Origin of the sequence: Methylotuvimicrobium sp., from assembly GCF_050611805.1 — a bacterium.
Taxonomy (GTDB): Bacteria; Pseudomonadota; Gammaproteobacteria; order Methylococcales; family Methylomonadaceae; genus Methylotuvimicrobium.
This window is the reverse complement of sequence record NZ_JBNGHF010000001.1, coordinates 245741-261092: the sequence shown is the minus strand read 5'-3', so window position 1 is coordinate 261092 and position 15352 is coordinate 245741. Positions and strand designations below refer to the sequence as shown.

Annotated in this window: 11 protein-coding genes and 1 pseudogene; all 12 read right to left on the bottom strand. The window is 48.5% G+C overall.

The features are described 5' to 3' along the window. Nucleotides 1–4 precede the first annotated feature (4 nt). Entirely contained in the window at nucleotides 5–1225 is a 1221-nt protein-coding gene (gene lhgO / locus ACRJJO_RS01170) for an L-2-hydroxyglutarate oxidase (protein ID WP_431064153.1), read from the bottom strand. Nucleotides 1226–1689: 464 nt separating this feature from the next. Continuing rightward, a complete protein-coding gene (locus ACRJJO_RS01165; RefSeq protein ID WP_431064152.1) occupies nucleotides 1690–2580 on the bottom strand; it encodes a hypothetical protein in 891 nt (296 codons plus the stop codon). 72 nt (nucleotides 2581–2652) lie between these two features. Further along, nucleotides 2653–3325, bottom strand: a pseudogene (locus tag ACRJJO_RS01160) (DegT/DnrJ/EryC1/StrS family aminotransferase). Nucleotides 3326–3427: 102 nt separating this feature from the next. Then, entirely contained in the window at nucleotides 3428–4318 is an 891-nt protein-coding gene (locus tag ACRJJO_RS01155; RefSeq protein WP_431064151.1) for an SDR family oxidoreductase, read from the bottom strand. Beyond that, nucleotides 4318–5568, bottom strand: coding sequence for a glycosyltransferase family 4 protein (locus ACRJJO_RS01150; RefSeq protein WP_431064150.1), 1251 nt, complete (start codon nucleotides 5566–5568; stop codon nucleotides 4318–4320). The genes ACRJJO_RS01155 and ACRJJO_RS01150 overlap by 1 nt, the downstream gene beginning before the upstream one ends. Beyond that, a complete protein-coding gene (locus ACRJJO_RS01145; RefSeq protein WP_431064149.1) occupies nucleotides 5565–6776 on the bottom strand; it encodes a glycosyltransferase family 4 protein in 1212 nt (403 codons plus the stop codon). The genes ACRJJO_RS01150 and ACRJJO_RS01145 overlap by 4 nt, the downstream gene beginning before the upstream one ends. Before the next feature lie 6 nt (nucleotides 6777–6782). Then, the gene (locus tag ACRJJO_RS01140; protein WP_431064148.1) at nucleotides 6783–8012 is read right to left on the bottom strand and encodes a glycosyltransferase; all 1230 of its coding nucleotides are present in this window, start codon (nucleotides 8010–8012) and stop codon (nucleotides 6783–6785) included. Nucleotides 8013–8025: 13 nt separating this feature from the next. After that, nucleotides 8026–9582 (bottom strand): class I SAM-dependent methyltransferase, encoded by a 1557-nt coding sequence (locus ACRJJO_RS01135; protein WP_431064147.1) that lies wholly within the window; start codon nucleotides 9580–9582, stop codon nucleotides 8026–8028. 1 nt (nucleotide 9583) lies between these two features. Further along, nucleotides 9584–10978 carry a hypothetical protein gene (locus ACRJJO_RS01130; RefSeq protein WP_431064146.1) on the bottom strand — a complete coding sequence of 465 codons (1395 nt, stop codon included), beginning with the start codon at nucleotides 10976–10978 and terminating at the stop codon, nucleotides 9584–9586. Further along, a complete protein-coding gene (asnB, locus tag ACRJJO_RS01125) occupies nucleotides 10971–12875 on the bottom strand; it encodes an asparagine synthase (glutamine-hydrolyzing) (protein ID WP_431064145.1) in 1905 nt (634 codons plus the stop codon). Before asnB ends, ACRJJO_RS01130 begins: the two co-directional genes overlap by 8 nt. A gap of 6 nt (nucleotides 12876–12881) precedes the next feature. After that, entirely contained in the window at nucleotides 12882–14219 is a 1338-nt protein-coding gene (locus ACRJJO_RS01120) for a hypothetical protein (protein WP_431064144.1), read from the bottom strand. 6 nt (nucleotides 14220–14225) lie between these two features. Beyond that, a complete protein-coding gene (locus ACRJJO_RS01115; protein ID WP_431064143.1) occupies nucleotides 14226–15050 on the bottom strand; it encodes a class I SAM-dependent methyltransferase in 825 nt (274 codons plus the stop codon). Nucleotides 15051–15352 lie beyond the last annotated feature (302 nt).

Genomic DNA, 15352 nt, shown 5'->3' with positions numbered 1-15352 from the left:
TCATTTAACCGTTGATGTAATTGTCGACTAGATATCGCGCAAATGGGAATGCGCTGGTGAATGCCGGCGAGATTGCATTCAGTATGTGCGTTTCTTGTTCGCCGCGTTCTATCAGAAAATCGGTCACCAGTTCGTTTTTCGATGTATCAAGCATTTGCGCGCGAATGCCCACTTTATCGCATGGAAGAAGATGTCGTGCTTTAAGACGTGGGAGTATACCTTGTGCGGCTTCGGCAAACCAGCGTTTGAAGTATCTTCTGCCTTCTTGATATGCCAATAATCGAAATCCTTGTTTATTTTCAATATACTGACAGCCCAGATGATAGAGGATTTTTCCGGTCTCTCTAAACTGAACACCATCTAACCCCCGATAGTTTTCACGCCCCCATGCCGGTACCGCTGTTGGGCCTAAATATACTGCTCCATCGGTAGACGTTGTGGTATGTACGCCAAGGAAAGGCACGCGTAAATCGGGCACCGGATATATCAAATGGCGGATGCCGATTCCTGATTTTTCATCTAGTTTCCAATATAATCCTTTAAAAGGCAGAAGCGTATATTGTCTGCCCGCACCGAATGCATGCGCTACGGTATCGGCATGAAGGCCCGCACAATTGATTAAATGGCGATATCCGATGCTTCCCTTAGGCGTCGAAACTTCTTGTTTTTCTTTATCCACCGACAAAAAAGGGGCATCGGTAAGGATGTTAATATTTTCCGACTCAAGTTCGCTAACCAGTGTTTTAATAACCGCTTTGGGATCAATCACCGAAGTTGAGGACACCCAGATTGCCTCACCCGTCGCCGACCGCGCTTCCGGTTCGAGCTCACTTAATTGCTTGGCATCGATTTTTGAAGCTTCCACACCGTTTTGTTGTGCGCGATTCAACAAAAGATCGATTTGAGGTCCGTCTTCCTCTCTAACCGGCACAAGCACTTTTCCCAAGGGCAATACCGGCAGATCCCTTTCTTTGCACCATGCGACCATTTCTCTTGCGCCAGCCCCGCAGACTTTGGCCTTGAGAGATTGTGAGGGGTAATATATTCCGCTGTGCATAACACCGCTGTTGCGTCCGCTGGAATGCATACCTATCGCCGATTCTTTTTCTAAGACAACGATGTTCGCATTTTTTCCCTTTGAAATGCAAAGTTGACGCGCAATTGTCAAACCGACGATGCCGCCTCCGACGATTAAATAATCGGCAAGGTTTTTATCTATTTTCATTTTGATTTGGTTTATGCCCGGTTACTACAGCCAGATTTTAGAAAATTCAAAGCGAAAAGCAAAAAGGGGTCAGGTTCATTAATGAAACGGCCATTTTAAATAATTGATTATAAACAAAGCTGCCGGCACAGTTAAACCCAGCGACCAGAATATAAACCAGTCTAATCGCTACCTCATTTCTTCAAACTGTTTACCATCAATTCGAAGGAGACAGGCTCGTTGATTATCAGCTTTTACCATCTAACCATGATGGGTTTGTGCTCTGAACCCTCCTACGCCTCAATGCCATTAACTTAAGGGCTTTTCCGTTCTCACTAAGCCCTTCGGCCACGCTCAGGGGAGCCATGTCGAAGGATGAGTGGAAGGTATGAGCCGATAAGTTAAGCCGCCCATGGTTCGACAGAGCTCTCCTGAGCTTAGCCGAAGGGCTCACCACGAACGGCTTAACTTAATGAGATTACATCCTAAACCTTGAACAATTGCTCCAAAGTATCGACAAACAAGATACGCTCTACCCATTGATCCAACTGGTCTTTGCCTGCCAGGTTAATTTGTTCTTCTACCCAAACTGGATGTCCGCCGAATTTCAGTTGAATTTGTTTCAGAAGCATTTGAGCCTCTCCTTTGATTTCTCCTTTGATTTCTCCTTCTTTTCTGCCTTCTTCTCTTAATATCTGCGCTAATCCCATACGTGCCTCCGCTTCGGATAAATAGTCTTTACGATAGGTTTCGATTTCATCTTCTGTCAGGTTCGTATAATAATCGACAAAGTCGATATATTTTAGTTGCTTTTTCGGGTCGGGCTCCAGTTGCACTAGACCCAATTGTGCATCATGGTAGATATCCAGCTTTTGTTCTTTGGCATAACGCATATTGGGTAAGTTCAGGCGGGCGACGATGTTACCGCTAGTGCGATAATCGTCAGCCGACCGATTTTTCAGTTCGCAACTGATGTATTGAAAACTGAGGTAGGTGTGCCGATCGCCGCCTAAATGCAATTCGTACGGATGATGCCCCCGATCCAGAAAAATGACGACAGGAACCACGCGTTCGGTTTGTGCCAACTCGGATAAGTCCAGGCAATAATGTGCTAGGCGATGAATGGAAAAGCGCCGGGCTTCGGTTTCTTCTTCCAGCAGAAACAAAATCACTTCGCGACGACCATCGGGCCATTCGACGAGTAACGGCGTATCCAATTCGTGAAAGCGGTCGCCGAGTCGTTCTTTTAGCTGTTCTTGTCGAAACGGGATAATGCGCGCTTGTTGCAAATCGTCGTGTGCTTCCTCAGCGGCAAAAAACTGCAAGGCTTGCACCGGGTAATCCAGAATCAGGTTTTTAAAGTTTTGATCGTGCATGCCAGCTATCTTGGGAAACACACTTTAGTTTCGAAGGTACTCTTAAATTTAATCCCGGCTTTGTATTTAGACTCATAATTCCGCTAGACACGTTTCCACGATAGCTTTTTGGCTCGTTTCATTCAAATCCGGCCCCATCGGCAAACTCATCACCTGCCCGGCAATATTTTGCGCGACCTGCGTGCAATCAGGGCAGCATAAGTGCTTATAGGCCAGTTGTTCGTTGAGCGGTACCGGATAATGCACGGCTATTGGAATACCGGTTTGATTTAAATGCGCTTGCAGGACTTCGCGTTTCGGCGTAAAGACTGTGTATTGTGCGAAAACGCTGGTGCGGTCAGGGCGCTGTTGTACGTGTGAGATGCCGGCTTCGTCCAACAACTGGTTGTAGCGCCGGCCAACGGCAAGGCGTTGCTCTACTTCCCAGTCGAAGCGTTCGAGCTTAGCCAGGACGATGGCGCATTGCAGCGTATCCATGCGGCCGCCCTCGCCAATGCGGGTATGCACGTAGCGTTTGCTCTGGCCATGGTAGCGTATCTCCCGGAACCCCTGAGTGATGTTTTCGTCGTTGGTAAAACTGGCGCTGCCGTCACAATTGCAGCAGAGCGGTTTGTTCGGAAAAACTGGTACAGCCAATCGTCCATAAATTACAGGATTTGCGTCCTTTGAATGTCGCACCCACGCTTTGCGCGGCATCTTCGATCACCGGTAAGCTATCATTTAGCGCTAATCGCGATGACCTCATCCATATCAGTCGACTGAACATAAAGACTGGCCGTCATTTCAAGCTAAAACCAAGCCAAACAACTGCTTCATGCTCGAAACCATTAAGCTGTATAGCATAATACTACCCATTTGGCCCCCTCTTTTCCAAACAGAAGGGTTTCGGCGCGTAGCCAAAATCATCTATTGCGGCTTGGTTATCAGCAGTCAAGTCCTGGAACATGCGTTCGACCATTTCTTGTCGAACAAATGCTGACTCAGGAAATTTCTTTGCCAGTGCGATCAAGAGCGAAAATGGCGCTAAAGGTATCGGAATCAGAACCGGCGTTCTTCCCTCTCCTTGAAAAATTCTTTTTACCAACTCTGGAAAACCTAAAACCTCACCACCTCCCAAGTTGTATGCTCTATTGATGGTTTTATTTGATTTAAGTGCTGCAACACAGGCATCAGCCAGGTCGTCGACATGGACTGGCTGTCGTAGGCCGTTTGCTCCGATTGGAATCGGAAAAAAACCGAACTTTCGGATCATCGTCTTTATGAAGGAAACATTCTGATCGGCATCGGCTCCATAAATCATAGTCGGACGAAACAACGTCCACCCGATACCAGTTGCCTCGCACTCCATAGAAAAGAGATTTTCCGCACGCTCTTGCTGAGCCACAAAATCCTGCTCAATAGCAGAAGTTGAACCTCGCTTTGAGAACCGAGCAGTCGAACCAAATGCAATGAATCTTCTCGCTCCCAAGGACTGCGCCATTTTCACCACAACCTCAATAGAGGGAAGTGGAGCCAAAGAGATTACTGTATCCACAAAGTCGAGGCGCGGAACAAAGCTGCAGGTCGACTCTTCAAATATATACGTCGTAATACCTTCGGCGGCACTTCTATCTTCTCGACCAATGCGATAAGCCACGTAACCCGCAGATGCCAAGCGTGGGAGCAGCGCTAAACCTATCTGGCTGGAGGCGCCAACAACTGCAACACGTTCAGCCCTTAACTCGGTTACCCTTACCATCACACGACTTCGGGACTGCGAGTATTATTAACGACAGCCAACAGGACCGACTCCATTTGCTGTCGTATCTTCACTGCGGAAAAGCGACTTTGTACATAAGCCAATCCTTCCGCCCCCATTTTTTCAACTTGAGCTTTGTCACTCAACAACTCAAGTACTAACCTGCTAAGGTTCTCGTCGTTGTCGGGTTCAAACATCACGCCAGACCCGGCATCATTCACGATACGTTCTGCTTCCCCTCGAATTCCACAGAGCACCGCCTTACCACACGCCATGTAATCAATCAGTTTAGTCGGAATCGCACCATCAAATAAAGGAATGTCTCGTAACGTGACCAAACACAAATCAGCCGCATTGATATACAAACGAGCATCATCCTTCGGGACTGGGGGAAGCACGAGAACATTCTTTATGCCAAGTGCTGATACCTGATTTTCAGTTTCAATCCGCTTGATACCGTCGCCGATTAAAACAAAAAGGATGTCTTGCCGTTCCTGCAAGCGTTGCGCTGCACGGAGTGTAACGGGCAAGTTATTAGCCTCACCTAACGCACCAAAGTACATGACAATTTTTTTTTCATGCCAACCGTATTTTTCTCGGATAAATGCTGCCCCTGGCGCATCAGGGTAAAGCTTGTCGAAATCCACGCCACAGGTTACGAGTTCAACCTTGCTTTTTGGCCAACCCCGGGAACAAATGTCATCGCGGATCCCCTCAGTCAAAGCCACAATCTTCACAGACTGGTTGTAAAGCACACGCTCCATCCACGTCATAATTCTGATGAGTTGCCTGCTTTTCAAGATACCCATCTGCACAGCAGAAGCTGGCCACAGATCGCGGACTTCAATTACAAAGGGGATTCGCCTCGCCCTGCAAATTAGCCAGACTGGAAACATCGGAAAAATCGGTGGCGAAGATGCTAATATAACATCCGGTTTGTCGACGGCCAACAACCCGAGCGGGCATGACAATGTAAAGGAGATAAAGCTCAGCAATCGCCCCAGATAGCTTCGATGCAACTCGGAATAGGTATAAGTTCGCACCACGTTCACTTTGCCATCGCGTATGCGTCTAACAATGCGCCGGTACCAAGGCAAAGTCGGGTTATTCCTCTGCATGTACCCCGTTTCGCCGGATATCACCGTAACATCATGGCCTCGATCGGCCAAAAACTGCGTCAACTCATAAACTAGTGAATGCCCGGGCGCGCTATGTCCCTGGTAATACTGATACACAACAGCAACTTTCATCGCAATGCCTTATAAATTTTCACCAGCTTTTTTTCTTCTTCTTCCCAGCACACTAGCTGCCGCACCGTTGCCAAGTTTGCCCGCCAAGAGGCAAAGCGTTGTTCGTCCGAAAAAAAATCATCAATCAATATCGACAGCTTTTCAGGTGTACTACTATCCCCAACCAAACCTATCTGCTGCCCTTCGATCAGCTTCCGAATCTCAGGCAAATCGCTAGCCAGAATCGGAAGACCAGCCGAAATGAATTCAAACAACTTGTTGGGTGTACAATAACGATTATTAAGACATGTTGCTTGATACGGGATCACCCCAGCGTCCGCAGCTACAGTAAGTGCCAGCAAATCATTCTGTGGAACTGCTGGATGAAAAAAAACTCTGTCGGCCAAAGCCATCTTCTTCAGGCTGCGCAACAACAGCCCATCGCCAAGAACGACAAGTACTACTGAGGGGTTTTGTACATGACGCATAGCATCTATCAACACCTCCAAATTACGCCCTACAGATAGCCCTCCTTGTAGCAACAATACTTTTTTGTCTGCGGCTAAACCAAAGACTTCATGAAACCGTCGAAACCTTATCGGAATATTGAGTGAACGTTCTGCGTTGTATATCACCTTGACATCACTAACGCCGTACCGCCGTTCCAACTCTGTTGCAATCGACTGATTGACGGTAATAACAACGTCGCAAGCCCCGATGTATTTTGCCTCAATCTCTGCCCAACGGCGTTTCTCGCGGTTAGAAAACTCCTGCTCGCTGTAGAGTTCATGGCTGTCATAAACCAGCCTGGCACCGCATGCGTCGGCCAACTGCTTTGCAACAGGCAACATAGGCAAATCGTTTGCCACAATAACGTGGGGCGCAAATCGCGATGTCGTGCTGCAAAATAGTTTGGAATAAAACGATTCCTGATCCACCAAATGCCGCCATGCCATCCGCTTCAGCCAGCGCATCAGGTAACCATTCATGGGCAAGTGACCACGCACCCAGCGATAGGTATCCAGAACCCGATTTTCCCGATTGGCATGGCCAGCATCCAAGCCAATCCGTACCACGCGCCGATCATCCGTGCACTGAGCGTCTAGCGGCATTGCGACAATGGTAACATCCCAGCCCGCGGCCTCAAGACTATCGGCGCTCAATAAGATCCTGCGGTCTATCTGACGATCAGGAGTCAACATCACCACAGAGGATCTTAATTTTTTCATCTTTTCTTATAGTCTCGCTGTACCTTGGCCGCCGTGCTTCAAAGCAAGGTACCATTGCTGTAGTCGCGCAACCACCGCACTGGAGGAAAACCGGGCGAGAAAGTCCGAGCGCAATGCCTCCGAGTCATAGCTTCCCGTATGCTCAGTCATCCACTGCATCGCTAGTTCCAGGGCCTCGATATCATCCAAAGGCACCAACAATCCGTTACCCGCATGCACGATGTCTTCAGGGCCACCACAGCGGGTAGCAATCAACGGCTTGCCAAAAGACAGCGCCTCGATGAAGGCAATACCAAAGGTCTCACCTCGGCTTGGTAGCACAAAAGCATCGCACCTTTGATAGTGCTCAGGCATCTTATCGCGAGGCACCGAGCCCAACCAGAACACCCGCCCAGTCAAACCAAGATCGGCGACCATCTGTTGAAAGAATGGAAGCCCGGGACCGTCGCCGACAATGCGCAAAGTCACGTTTCCGTCAACTTGGGCCAGCGCTTTTAGCAGCACATCAGTTCCCTTCGCATGACTGGGCCCACCAACACTGAGAAATGAAAATCCATCGTGCTGGGTTGGCGCATTGGTGTGATCCGATCCAAAATAGTCAGGTAGAAAATTGGGCATAATGGCTACCTCATCCGCCATGCCCAGACCAACAATGCGATCGGCCAGTGCCTGGCTCACGGCACTGCACAGTGACACACTAGCGTAAGTGTCGGTCACCAGTGGCATCACATCTCCATTTTGCAGACATAGTGCCGGCGGAGGAAAGGGGCCTAAATGCTCTGTAAGGCCTACCGCAATCCCATATTCACGCCCCAGCGCCACCGCAGCAGCGCCACCTGGATAGACGGCGTGGGCGTGGATCAAATCGGGCTTGCCAAACCGTTCAATAAAGTCCTCAAGTGCTACCCTCGCTTGCGAACTTAAGGCCTTGGCAGTTGAGGCCCATTTGCTTTGCCGTCCAAATCGAGGAAGGTAGGGAGCCCACACCCTGTATTCATGCAAGCCGGACTGGGCCTGTTCAACCACCAACCGGGGTGTACGCAACGCATACCTCAAGAACCGGAGAATATGCCAGGGACGCCAAGGTATGCGGCATCGAGCAAGATCAAAGCAACATAACGCGACCGTCCAGCCAGGCCATAACCGGGCAATCTCATGGGCCTGCTCCACAAAAAAGGTGCCACTTAAAGGCTGGTCAGCGGTTGGGCACCAAGAAGGGAGTATAAATACACGCATGGCTTGTCTGGACTCATGCCCGTTCGCGAGGCTGCAAATCTGCAATTCGCCACAGTCCAAGTGACTTGTCTCCCGCCAAGCCACCGGCCTCGGTGCACTTTTCCGATATCAGAAGCGAGGGCTGGGGAAAGTTGAAGGGCGGCAAGGTCAGGTTCAACGCCCGCCAACCCGTCGCATCAAGGTCCGTATTGGGTGTAGTTCGTGTGAACGTTGTCGTCAAAAGCCATTGGCACTTGCTCTTTCGGATCGTCTCGATCGCTGCCAAGGCGTCTTCGTAAGGCAAATGAACCAAGCAGTCACGGCAAAAAACAAGATCAGCTTCAGGTAGTGGCCCAGAGATCAAATTGACACATCGGAACACTCGATCGGATCCGCCAAACAGACGCTGATTTTTACTAACCATTTCATCCACCAGATCCGCACCGGTGTAGTGAATGCCGACAAGGTCAACGTCGCGCATCCAATGAAAATCCCCGCAGGGGATATCAACAATGCTCTTGACACCCAGTTGACGAAAAATCTTAGGTAGCTCGCTACGGATGATTCTGGTTTGAAACCGGGTAGCACCTGCACCTGAAAGTGATTCAGTGCCCACAAACCCATTGAACCGGTAGATAGCAGAAAAATCTAACCTTGTACTCTCAGTATCAATCTGTCTCTGCATATTCGAGCGAAACAAGCGCTTTGCGCTGACCGGAAGAGAATGAAATGCACTCCGCAGCAAAGGTTTAGCAAACGATAGGAGCGCACGACGTCCATTCGATGAATTGCGAAGCAACCTAAGCGCGGCCCGAAAGGTCTCCCAAGCCGCAAGTGGCAGCCTCTGAGTAAGTCGGGCAACCGTAGCATCTCCAAGCGCCGTAAAGAAGTCTGCATCATAAACTGCAGGCTCTTTTAGGCTTAAAATTTCAGGAAGCAACCTCACATAGAGGTCGCGCAAGTACACTTTTTCGATACTGCTAAGTCTGTTTCGGTTAGTGATGGAGACCAGCTGTTCGGCCATACCGACGAAAGGCATATGCTGACTCAATACCAGAACGAGTCTGTGTAGCATTTCTATGCCAACATCCTCATCAAGCAGCTCAAATTTATCCATCGCTTTACGTGGAATGAATAAACTACTGAAATCCAAAGGCAAGCCACAGTAGATTTTGCGGAACATAATTGAGGGGTCAAGCGATGGAAGTGCAATGGGCACGCCATCTGCGTCGCTGCCATCAAATAATGTGTAGTCGCAAAACACTACAGCGTCTTGCAACTCAAATTTCTCGACAAACGCAACCTGCCGAGTAATCTTGTCCGATGTGTAAGCGGCCCCCGGCAGCAGCAAGCTAATGAAATCCCCCTTGCTAGCTGATTTGCCCAGATGAATCGCCTTGGCAAGACTGCCGCAATCGGAAACAACGGGCTTGAAAGGCGATTTACAAGAGTAAACCGGAAGGACCTCAATGTTTTTCCAGGTTTGCGCATGTGCTATGGCGACTCGCATCTCTCCGTCCACTTCATCGTCGGCCATCGGCACAATGATGGACACAAGCGGCTCGTAGCCTGACGGATGCTCGTTATTCACGCTACCACCGGCCTGTCAACAGTCGAACGCATTTGCGCACCACGGCATACAGCACCGCATTTTGTTGCAAGAACTCCCTGCACTTCCGTCCCATTGGAGAATACAAGATTGATTCATAGCACCTCATAATCGCCCGGTGCAAGGCACCCCAGTTGATTCGAATAGTCAGAAAGGGGTCGGTTATTGAATCGAAATAGAGTAGCGGGCGGTTAGTAGGAATTCGCATTTGCTGACCTGAGATTGTGTTCAGCTCTGCCTCTGCAGAAGTGCGCCACGCAATCAAGCCGTAACATGGCTCATATCCCTTGTCAACTGCGCCAGAATCCGAAATATGTGCGTCAATGGCATCAATGAATGACCGAAAGTGGTATTTTCCTGACTTGATAACATCGTCGTAGGCTCGTTCTGTCATCGTTTTTAGGCCCTCGATGTCCTCCAGCGCAGAAAAAACCTCGTCAACGTTGCTAAAGTCTTTCTTCAATGGGATGAAATGGTCCCACGGCCGAACAACGCCCGAATAGTTCCCTTCAAACAGCACCAAGCCAGACTTCATGGCGATGGCTTCGAAAATTCTGGGGGAAACCTGGTTCATGTGAATCGTGTCATCGTGCCCCTGCAGAAAGCGCTCATGCACAGATTCAAAGTCGACATCCGGATGTGCTTTGAGAAAATCTTCAATGGCAGGCTTGATCGAGCCGTCGAAGTCAAAAACATTGGAGCCACTTTCCGTCCCCAAAACAGCCTTGCAGTTCCCGATGAATTCTGGCCAGGCCGGCCCATAGATACGAGACTCTTCCGTGACCTCAATGTTGGCGGGGATGCGCCGTTCCGCACATATCTGTTTCATTCGCTGCCCTATCAGCAGCTTTTCTTGAGTTAGACGTCCATAAGTAAAGGGCACGGGCCTACTTCGATATCCCAGTGTCCAGTTCCGCTCAGCTAGAGGCTTGGGGGTCGGCAAATCCAACAGACTGTCTGGCACATAACCAGTGAGGGCATTGATAAAGGTAACGCTTCTAAATGCGTCATCACGAAAAACATCACGCCAATAGGCCTCTGGCACGCAGGTAACAATGGTGTCCATGCCCAACGCAATCAGAGTCTTTTCGTGCCACAGGAAGTACTCATATTCGTCCTGAAGAATGGCAATTTTCAGACCGGAAAAGTCGGCTACCCGTTTACGAAAAGCCGGGGAGATCGACAGGCAGCGCGCCCAGAAGCAGTAACTAAAAATCAGACAATCAAACGGTTCTAGATCGAATTCCAGCGGCCCCGAGTCCATGTCGTAATAGTGAACACGGTGTGATGAATAGTCACCAAACGCTCGCACATAGTCCCGAACCGCATTGGTAAAAGACGGTAGGCGTGAGTAGCAAAAAAGTACGTTTCTACGCACCGGTGTTGTCCACAAACTGTTGGTGCCACAGCTCAAGACTCAGCAAAGCCCATAGATTACGGCCATAGGCACTTTGCGAATCGAGGACCGCATCGATGGACAGCCCATTGCCCAGGTAGGGACGTGTACGAGCGCGTTGTGAACCTAGAACGTCACCGATCAAATCCCTAGCTGGGCCGCCCCGTTTAAGCCACAGATTAAGGGGTACCGGAAAGCCCATTTTGTCTTTGCGGTCACGGATGGCTGCGGGCAGATGGTTGCTGAACACGGCTTTCAGCAAGCGCTTTAATTCGCCGTTACGGAACTTAATATCAGCCGGAATGGTGGCTGCAAATTCCACCAGGGGATGATCGAGGAACGGTACACGCGCTTCAACGCCGTGTGCCATGCTCATGCGATCCTCAACCTGCAACAGCGCCGGCAACAGCGTCTTGAAGTCGAAGTGCGTCATGGAGTCGAAGTATGACTCCTTGCCCACATTGCTGCCCCAAAAAATGCTCTTGAACTCTTCGAAGGTGGCACGCTGGTCAATGGCCTCGGGCGCCAGAATGATGCCAAACGTATTGGCTCGGTTCACCAGGCGCCAATAGCGCTCGTCTCGTTCACCAAACAGGCCGCCAGACCAGAACTCGCGTAGCATGGGTTTGTACTGGCGCAAGGTTTCAAGATTCGGAATAATGGACTCATAAGAAACCACGTAGTTTCCATTGTGCAAAGTGCCATCAATAGCACCCTTGATGCACTGCTCAAAATAAGCCGCCAAGTAGCGGGCATAGCCGCCGAAGATTTCATCTCCCCCTTGCCCGCCAAGCACCACCTTGATGTGTTCGCCCACCTGCTTGGAAACCATGTACTGCGGAAAAGATCCGGGCCCCGCAGTCGGCTGATCCAGATGCCAGATGACCTTGGCAATGTGGTCAACAAAATCCTGCTCACTAATATCCGCTACATGCAGTTGCATGTTCTGTTCGTCCGCAAGGGCTTTGGCATAACGCGATTCATCAAACTCAAGGCCATCCATAAAGCGGCCGTTGAATGCTTTGAAGGGGCCATCCGGCCGTACTTCGCGTGCGAGCGATGCCAACAAGCTGGAGTCGACCCCACCGCTGACGTAACTTCCCACCTCGACATCGGCCCGCATATGCATATGTACGGAGTCTTGTAGCAGTTGACGCAGACGTTCGGTAAACCACTGCTCGGTATGGTCGTAATCAACCTCGTAATGCACCTCCCAATAGCGTTGCATCTGAGGCTTTTGGCCTGGCGTGACGAAGGCGAAGTGGGCGGCTGGCATTTGCCACGCGCCATCCATCAGTGTCTTCTCACCTAGACAAAACTGAAAGGTGAAGTAATCGGAGAGCGCCGCGCTATTGACCGAACGCCGGTCCAGAAAGGGTAGCAGCGCCTTGATCTCGGAAGCAAAATAAAAGCTCTGGGAAGTCTTTGCCCAGTAGAGGGGTTTGATCCCAAACCGGTCGCGCGCCAGAAACAAGCGTTGCTCAGCTGCGTCCCAGATTGCGATTGCAAACATGCCCCGCAACTTGTTGACACAGTCCGCTCCCCAGCACTGGAAGGCATGCAAGACCACTTCGGTGTCGGAGTGAGTGCGAAACAAGCTTTCGCCCAGTTCCGCCCGCAACTCAATGTAGTTGAATATCTCTCCGTTGTAGATGATGGTGTAGCGGCCATCATCGCTGTGCATGGGTTGGGCACCCTTCTCCAAATCGATGATGGAAAGGCGTACGTGCCCAAAACCTACTTGCCCGTTTGGCGACACCCACTTGCCCGTTCCGTCAGGTCCGCGGTGGCGGATAAGGGTTAAGCCTACATCAAGGTCGGCAGATGACTGATCAATTGCACGAGAGCGGTCCGCAAGAAGACCAAAAAATCCACACATTTGCTTTCAACCTCGTCCAATAAACCGTTTTAACCTTGGCTTCAAAGTTAGCCTCACCGACTCTGGCAACTTCCACCACATATAAATGGCAAATCGCCTAAAAAAATCTTTAAGGCCATGCGATCCAACAACTGTATGAATAATCGTGTCCGTCGAAGGCTGAGGGGGCTTTGCCCGAATGGGACAGGTTGTAACCGGTGTTGGATGATCCGATTTATTGGTATCTGCGACGATTCTGGACAAATTGTCGCTGTGGGACCGTAGTTCGGTGAGCGATCGCTCCATTTCCGTGTCTACTAAATTCACAAACGACCTGTATGAGTACTTGTTCGATGCAATTACGTCGCGCCAAGCCCGCTCGGACATTGCATCAACATAGTCGCCGTTAGCCAATAATCCGAACACTTCATTGAGATTACTACCATCTTTTTTCAACGGAATGAAATGGATTCCTGGCTTCACCACTCCTGAGTAGTTACCTTCAAAAAGAACCAATACGGTACGCGCAGCAATAGCCTCAAAAATTCGGGGAGAAGCTTGATTCATTAAATTTGGAATTTCTAAAGGCTTAATTAGATTCTCATATATCTCATCATCGGTAGTATCATGATTTTTGATTTTGTAGTCTTTAATCATTTTTATCAGACTACCATCCCAGTCAAATACATTACTCCCGCTTTCCGAACCCAACATGGCTCGGCATGAAGACATAAATTCATACCATTTCGGACCATAAATTCTAGCCTCTTCCGTCCATGCAACATCATGAGGAATCTCTCTATCTAGGCAGTATTCTTTAACAAGTTTAGCGATCCTGACTTTTTCCTGCCCAAGTTCCCCATACCGAACTGGCAATGGGCGCCCCCGGTATCCAACAATCAAACTTCTTTCAGAGGGGGGAATTTGGGTATGAGTTCTTAAATCATCAGGAACAAACCCAGTTAACACGCTAACAAAACGAATTCCTGGAAAATCTCGAGGTGGATATACTGTTGCCACTCCGTCAGATGGTACAACAGTAAAAACGAGACTTATGCCGAGCCGTTTTATCCAATCCCAAGTACAAGTCGGATGATCATACTCATCCTGGATAAAAAGGACCTTCAGTCCGCGAAATTGGGACAAAGCGTTGGCATTTTTCTGAGATATCTGATTGAAAGGTAACCGGATAGTGTAATGAACAACTACTACATCAAACAGCGAATAATCAATATTTAGATCAGCATATTGATCTTGATGCACAAAAAAAGACCGATGCCTTGAATATTTTTGAAAGCTAGCTAGATGCTCAAATACGGTAGCCGTATATGTTTGCGTAGCATTATAAAGATAGAGAACATTCATAGAAAACTACTTTGTAGCAGTCGCGTATAAGTCCAAACCAACTATTTTTGGCCATCGCGTAGTCAATAACTCGATTCTTGGTGTATTAGTGAAAGGAGGTTCTTGATCAATATTTTCAATTCTTGCAGTAAAGTTTGAAAACTGTGCACACATTTTTTTCACTGATTTCACTGAAATCCAATCCGTATGAGGAGCCTCCGCTCCGTCCGAATTTGAGTCATACGCTGCACGTTCCCTAGTGGCGCTACTACCAACCACCCCTCTGTACCCCGCAAACTCTTTTACCATATAAGCCAATGTTGTCATTGGAGCCATACGGAATCTTCTATAAGAATACGCATAATAGACCATAAAAATCAGCTGTCCATCAGGACGCAACAGTCTCCAGCACTGATCTATTGCCAACTGAAGATTACCCGTGTGATGTAAACATCCAATGGCTACAACACATTCAAATGTTTCTGACTTAAACGGCGGATCAAGAACACTACCTTGCGTTGCATGACCTTTTAGTCCATTTTGATTAAGCCTATGATTTACCATATCCACTGGACCGCCCGCTATATCAAGTCCTGAGTAACGAGCTCCTGTTTCAGCTAATCGCTGTGCAACAGAGCCATAACCCAATCCAACCTCAAGCACGTCTTTTCCATTGAGCACCTCAAATGGAATATGATCTGACAAATATGGGTAAAAATTAAAATACCAATCATCGAATTTCTTCAGCGATTCCGGAGAAGAATCAGTAATTCCCAGATATTTTGCTAACTGCGATCCGCATAGCTCGTTCCAAAATCCTGAGTTTTCGTTCGATATTCGTTTTTGATCCATAATTAACTCACATTTGAATTAAAGATAAAGACACACTCTTTAAAAATATTTTGCAATTAATCTGTGTGCAAGCATGGTTATATAATAATTATGGCTAGACAGTGAAAAACGGATAATATATTATATTAAAATTTTATAATTTTTATTATTATAATTCTTAACATTACTTAAGCACAAAGCAACAAATCGACAGGTGCAATTGTTAAACAATAAGCCTTGGCCGAAAATCAATACGGGCACACTTCTTTCTAGACAACTTAAAAAATTAGTAACAATATTAAACTAATTAGCGACTAAACTCA

Excerpts from the sequence above, each read along its gene's own strand:
- lhgO (WP_431064153.1), bottom strand. The coding sequence starts at position 1,225 with ATGAAAATAGATAAAAACCTTGCCGATTATTTAATCGTCGGAGGCGGC.
- ACRJJO_RS01165 (WP_431064152.1), bottom strand. The coding sequence starts at position 2,580 with ATGCACGATCAAAACTTTAAAAACCTGATTCTGGATTACCCGGTGCAA.
- ACRJJO_RS01155 (WP_431064151.1), bottom strand. The coding sequence starts at position 4,318 with ATGGTAAGGGTAACCGAGTTAAGGGCTGAACGTGTTGCAGTTGTTGGC.
- ACRJJO_RS01150 (WP_431064150.1), bottom strand. The coding sequence starts at position 5,568 with ATGAAAGTTGCTGTTGTGTATCAGTATTACCAGGGACATAGCGCGCCC.
- ACRJJO_RS01145 (WP_431064149.1), bottom strand. The coding sequence starts at position 6,776 with ATGAAAAAATTAAGATCCTCTGTGGTGATGTTGACTCCTGATCGTCAG.
- ACRJJO_RS01140 (WP_431064148.1), bottom strand. The coding sequence starts at position 8,012 with ATGCGTGTATTTATACTCCCTTCTTGGTGCCCAACCGCTGACCAGCCT.
- asnB (WP_431064145.1), bottom strand. The coding sequence starts at position 12,875 with ATGTGTGGATTTTTTGGTCTTCTTGCGGACCGCTCTCGTGCAATTGAT.
- ACRJJO_RS01120 (WP_431064144.1), bottom strand. The coding sequence starts at position 14,219 with ATGAATGTTCTCTATCTTTATAATGCTACGCAAACATATACGGCTACC.
- ACRJJO_RS01115 (WP_431064143.1), bottom strand. The coding sequence starts at position 15,050 with ATGGATCAAAAACGAATATCGAACGAAAACTCAGGATTTTGGAACGAG.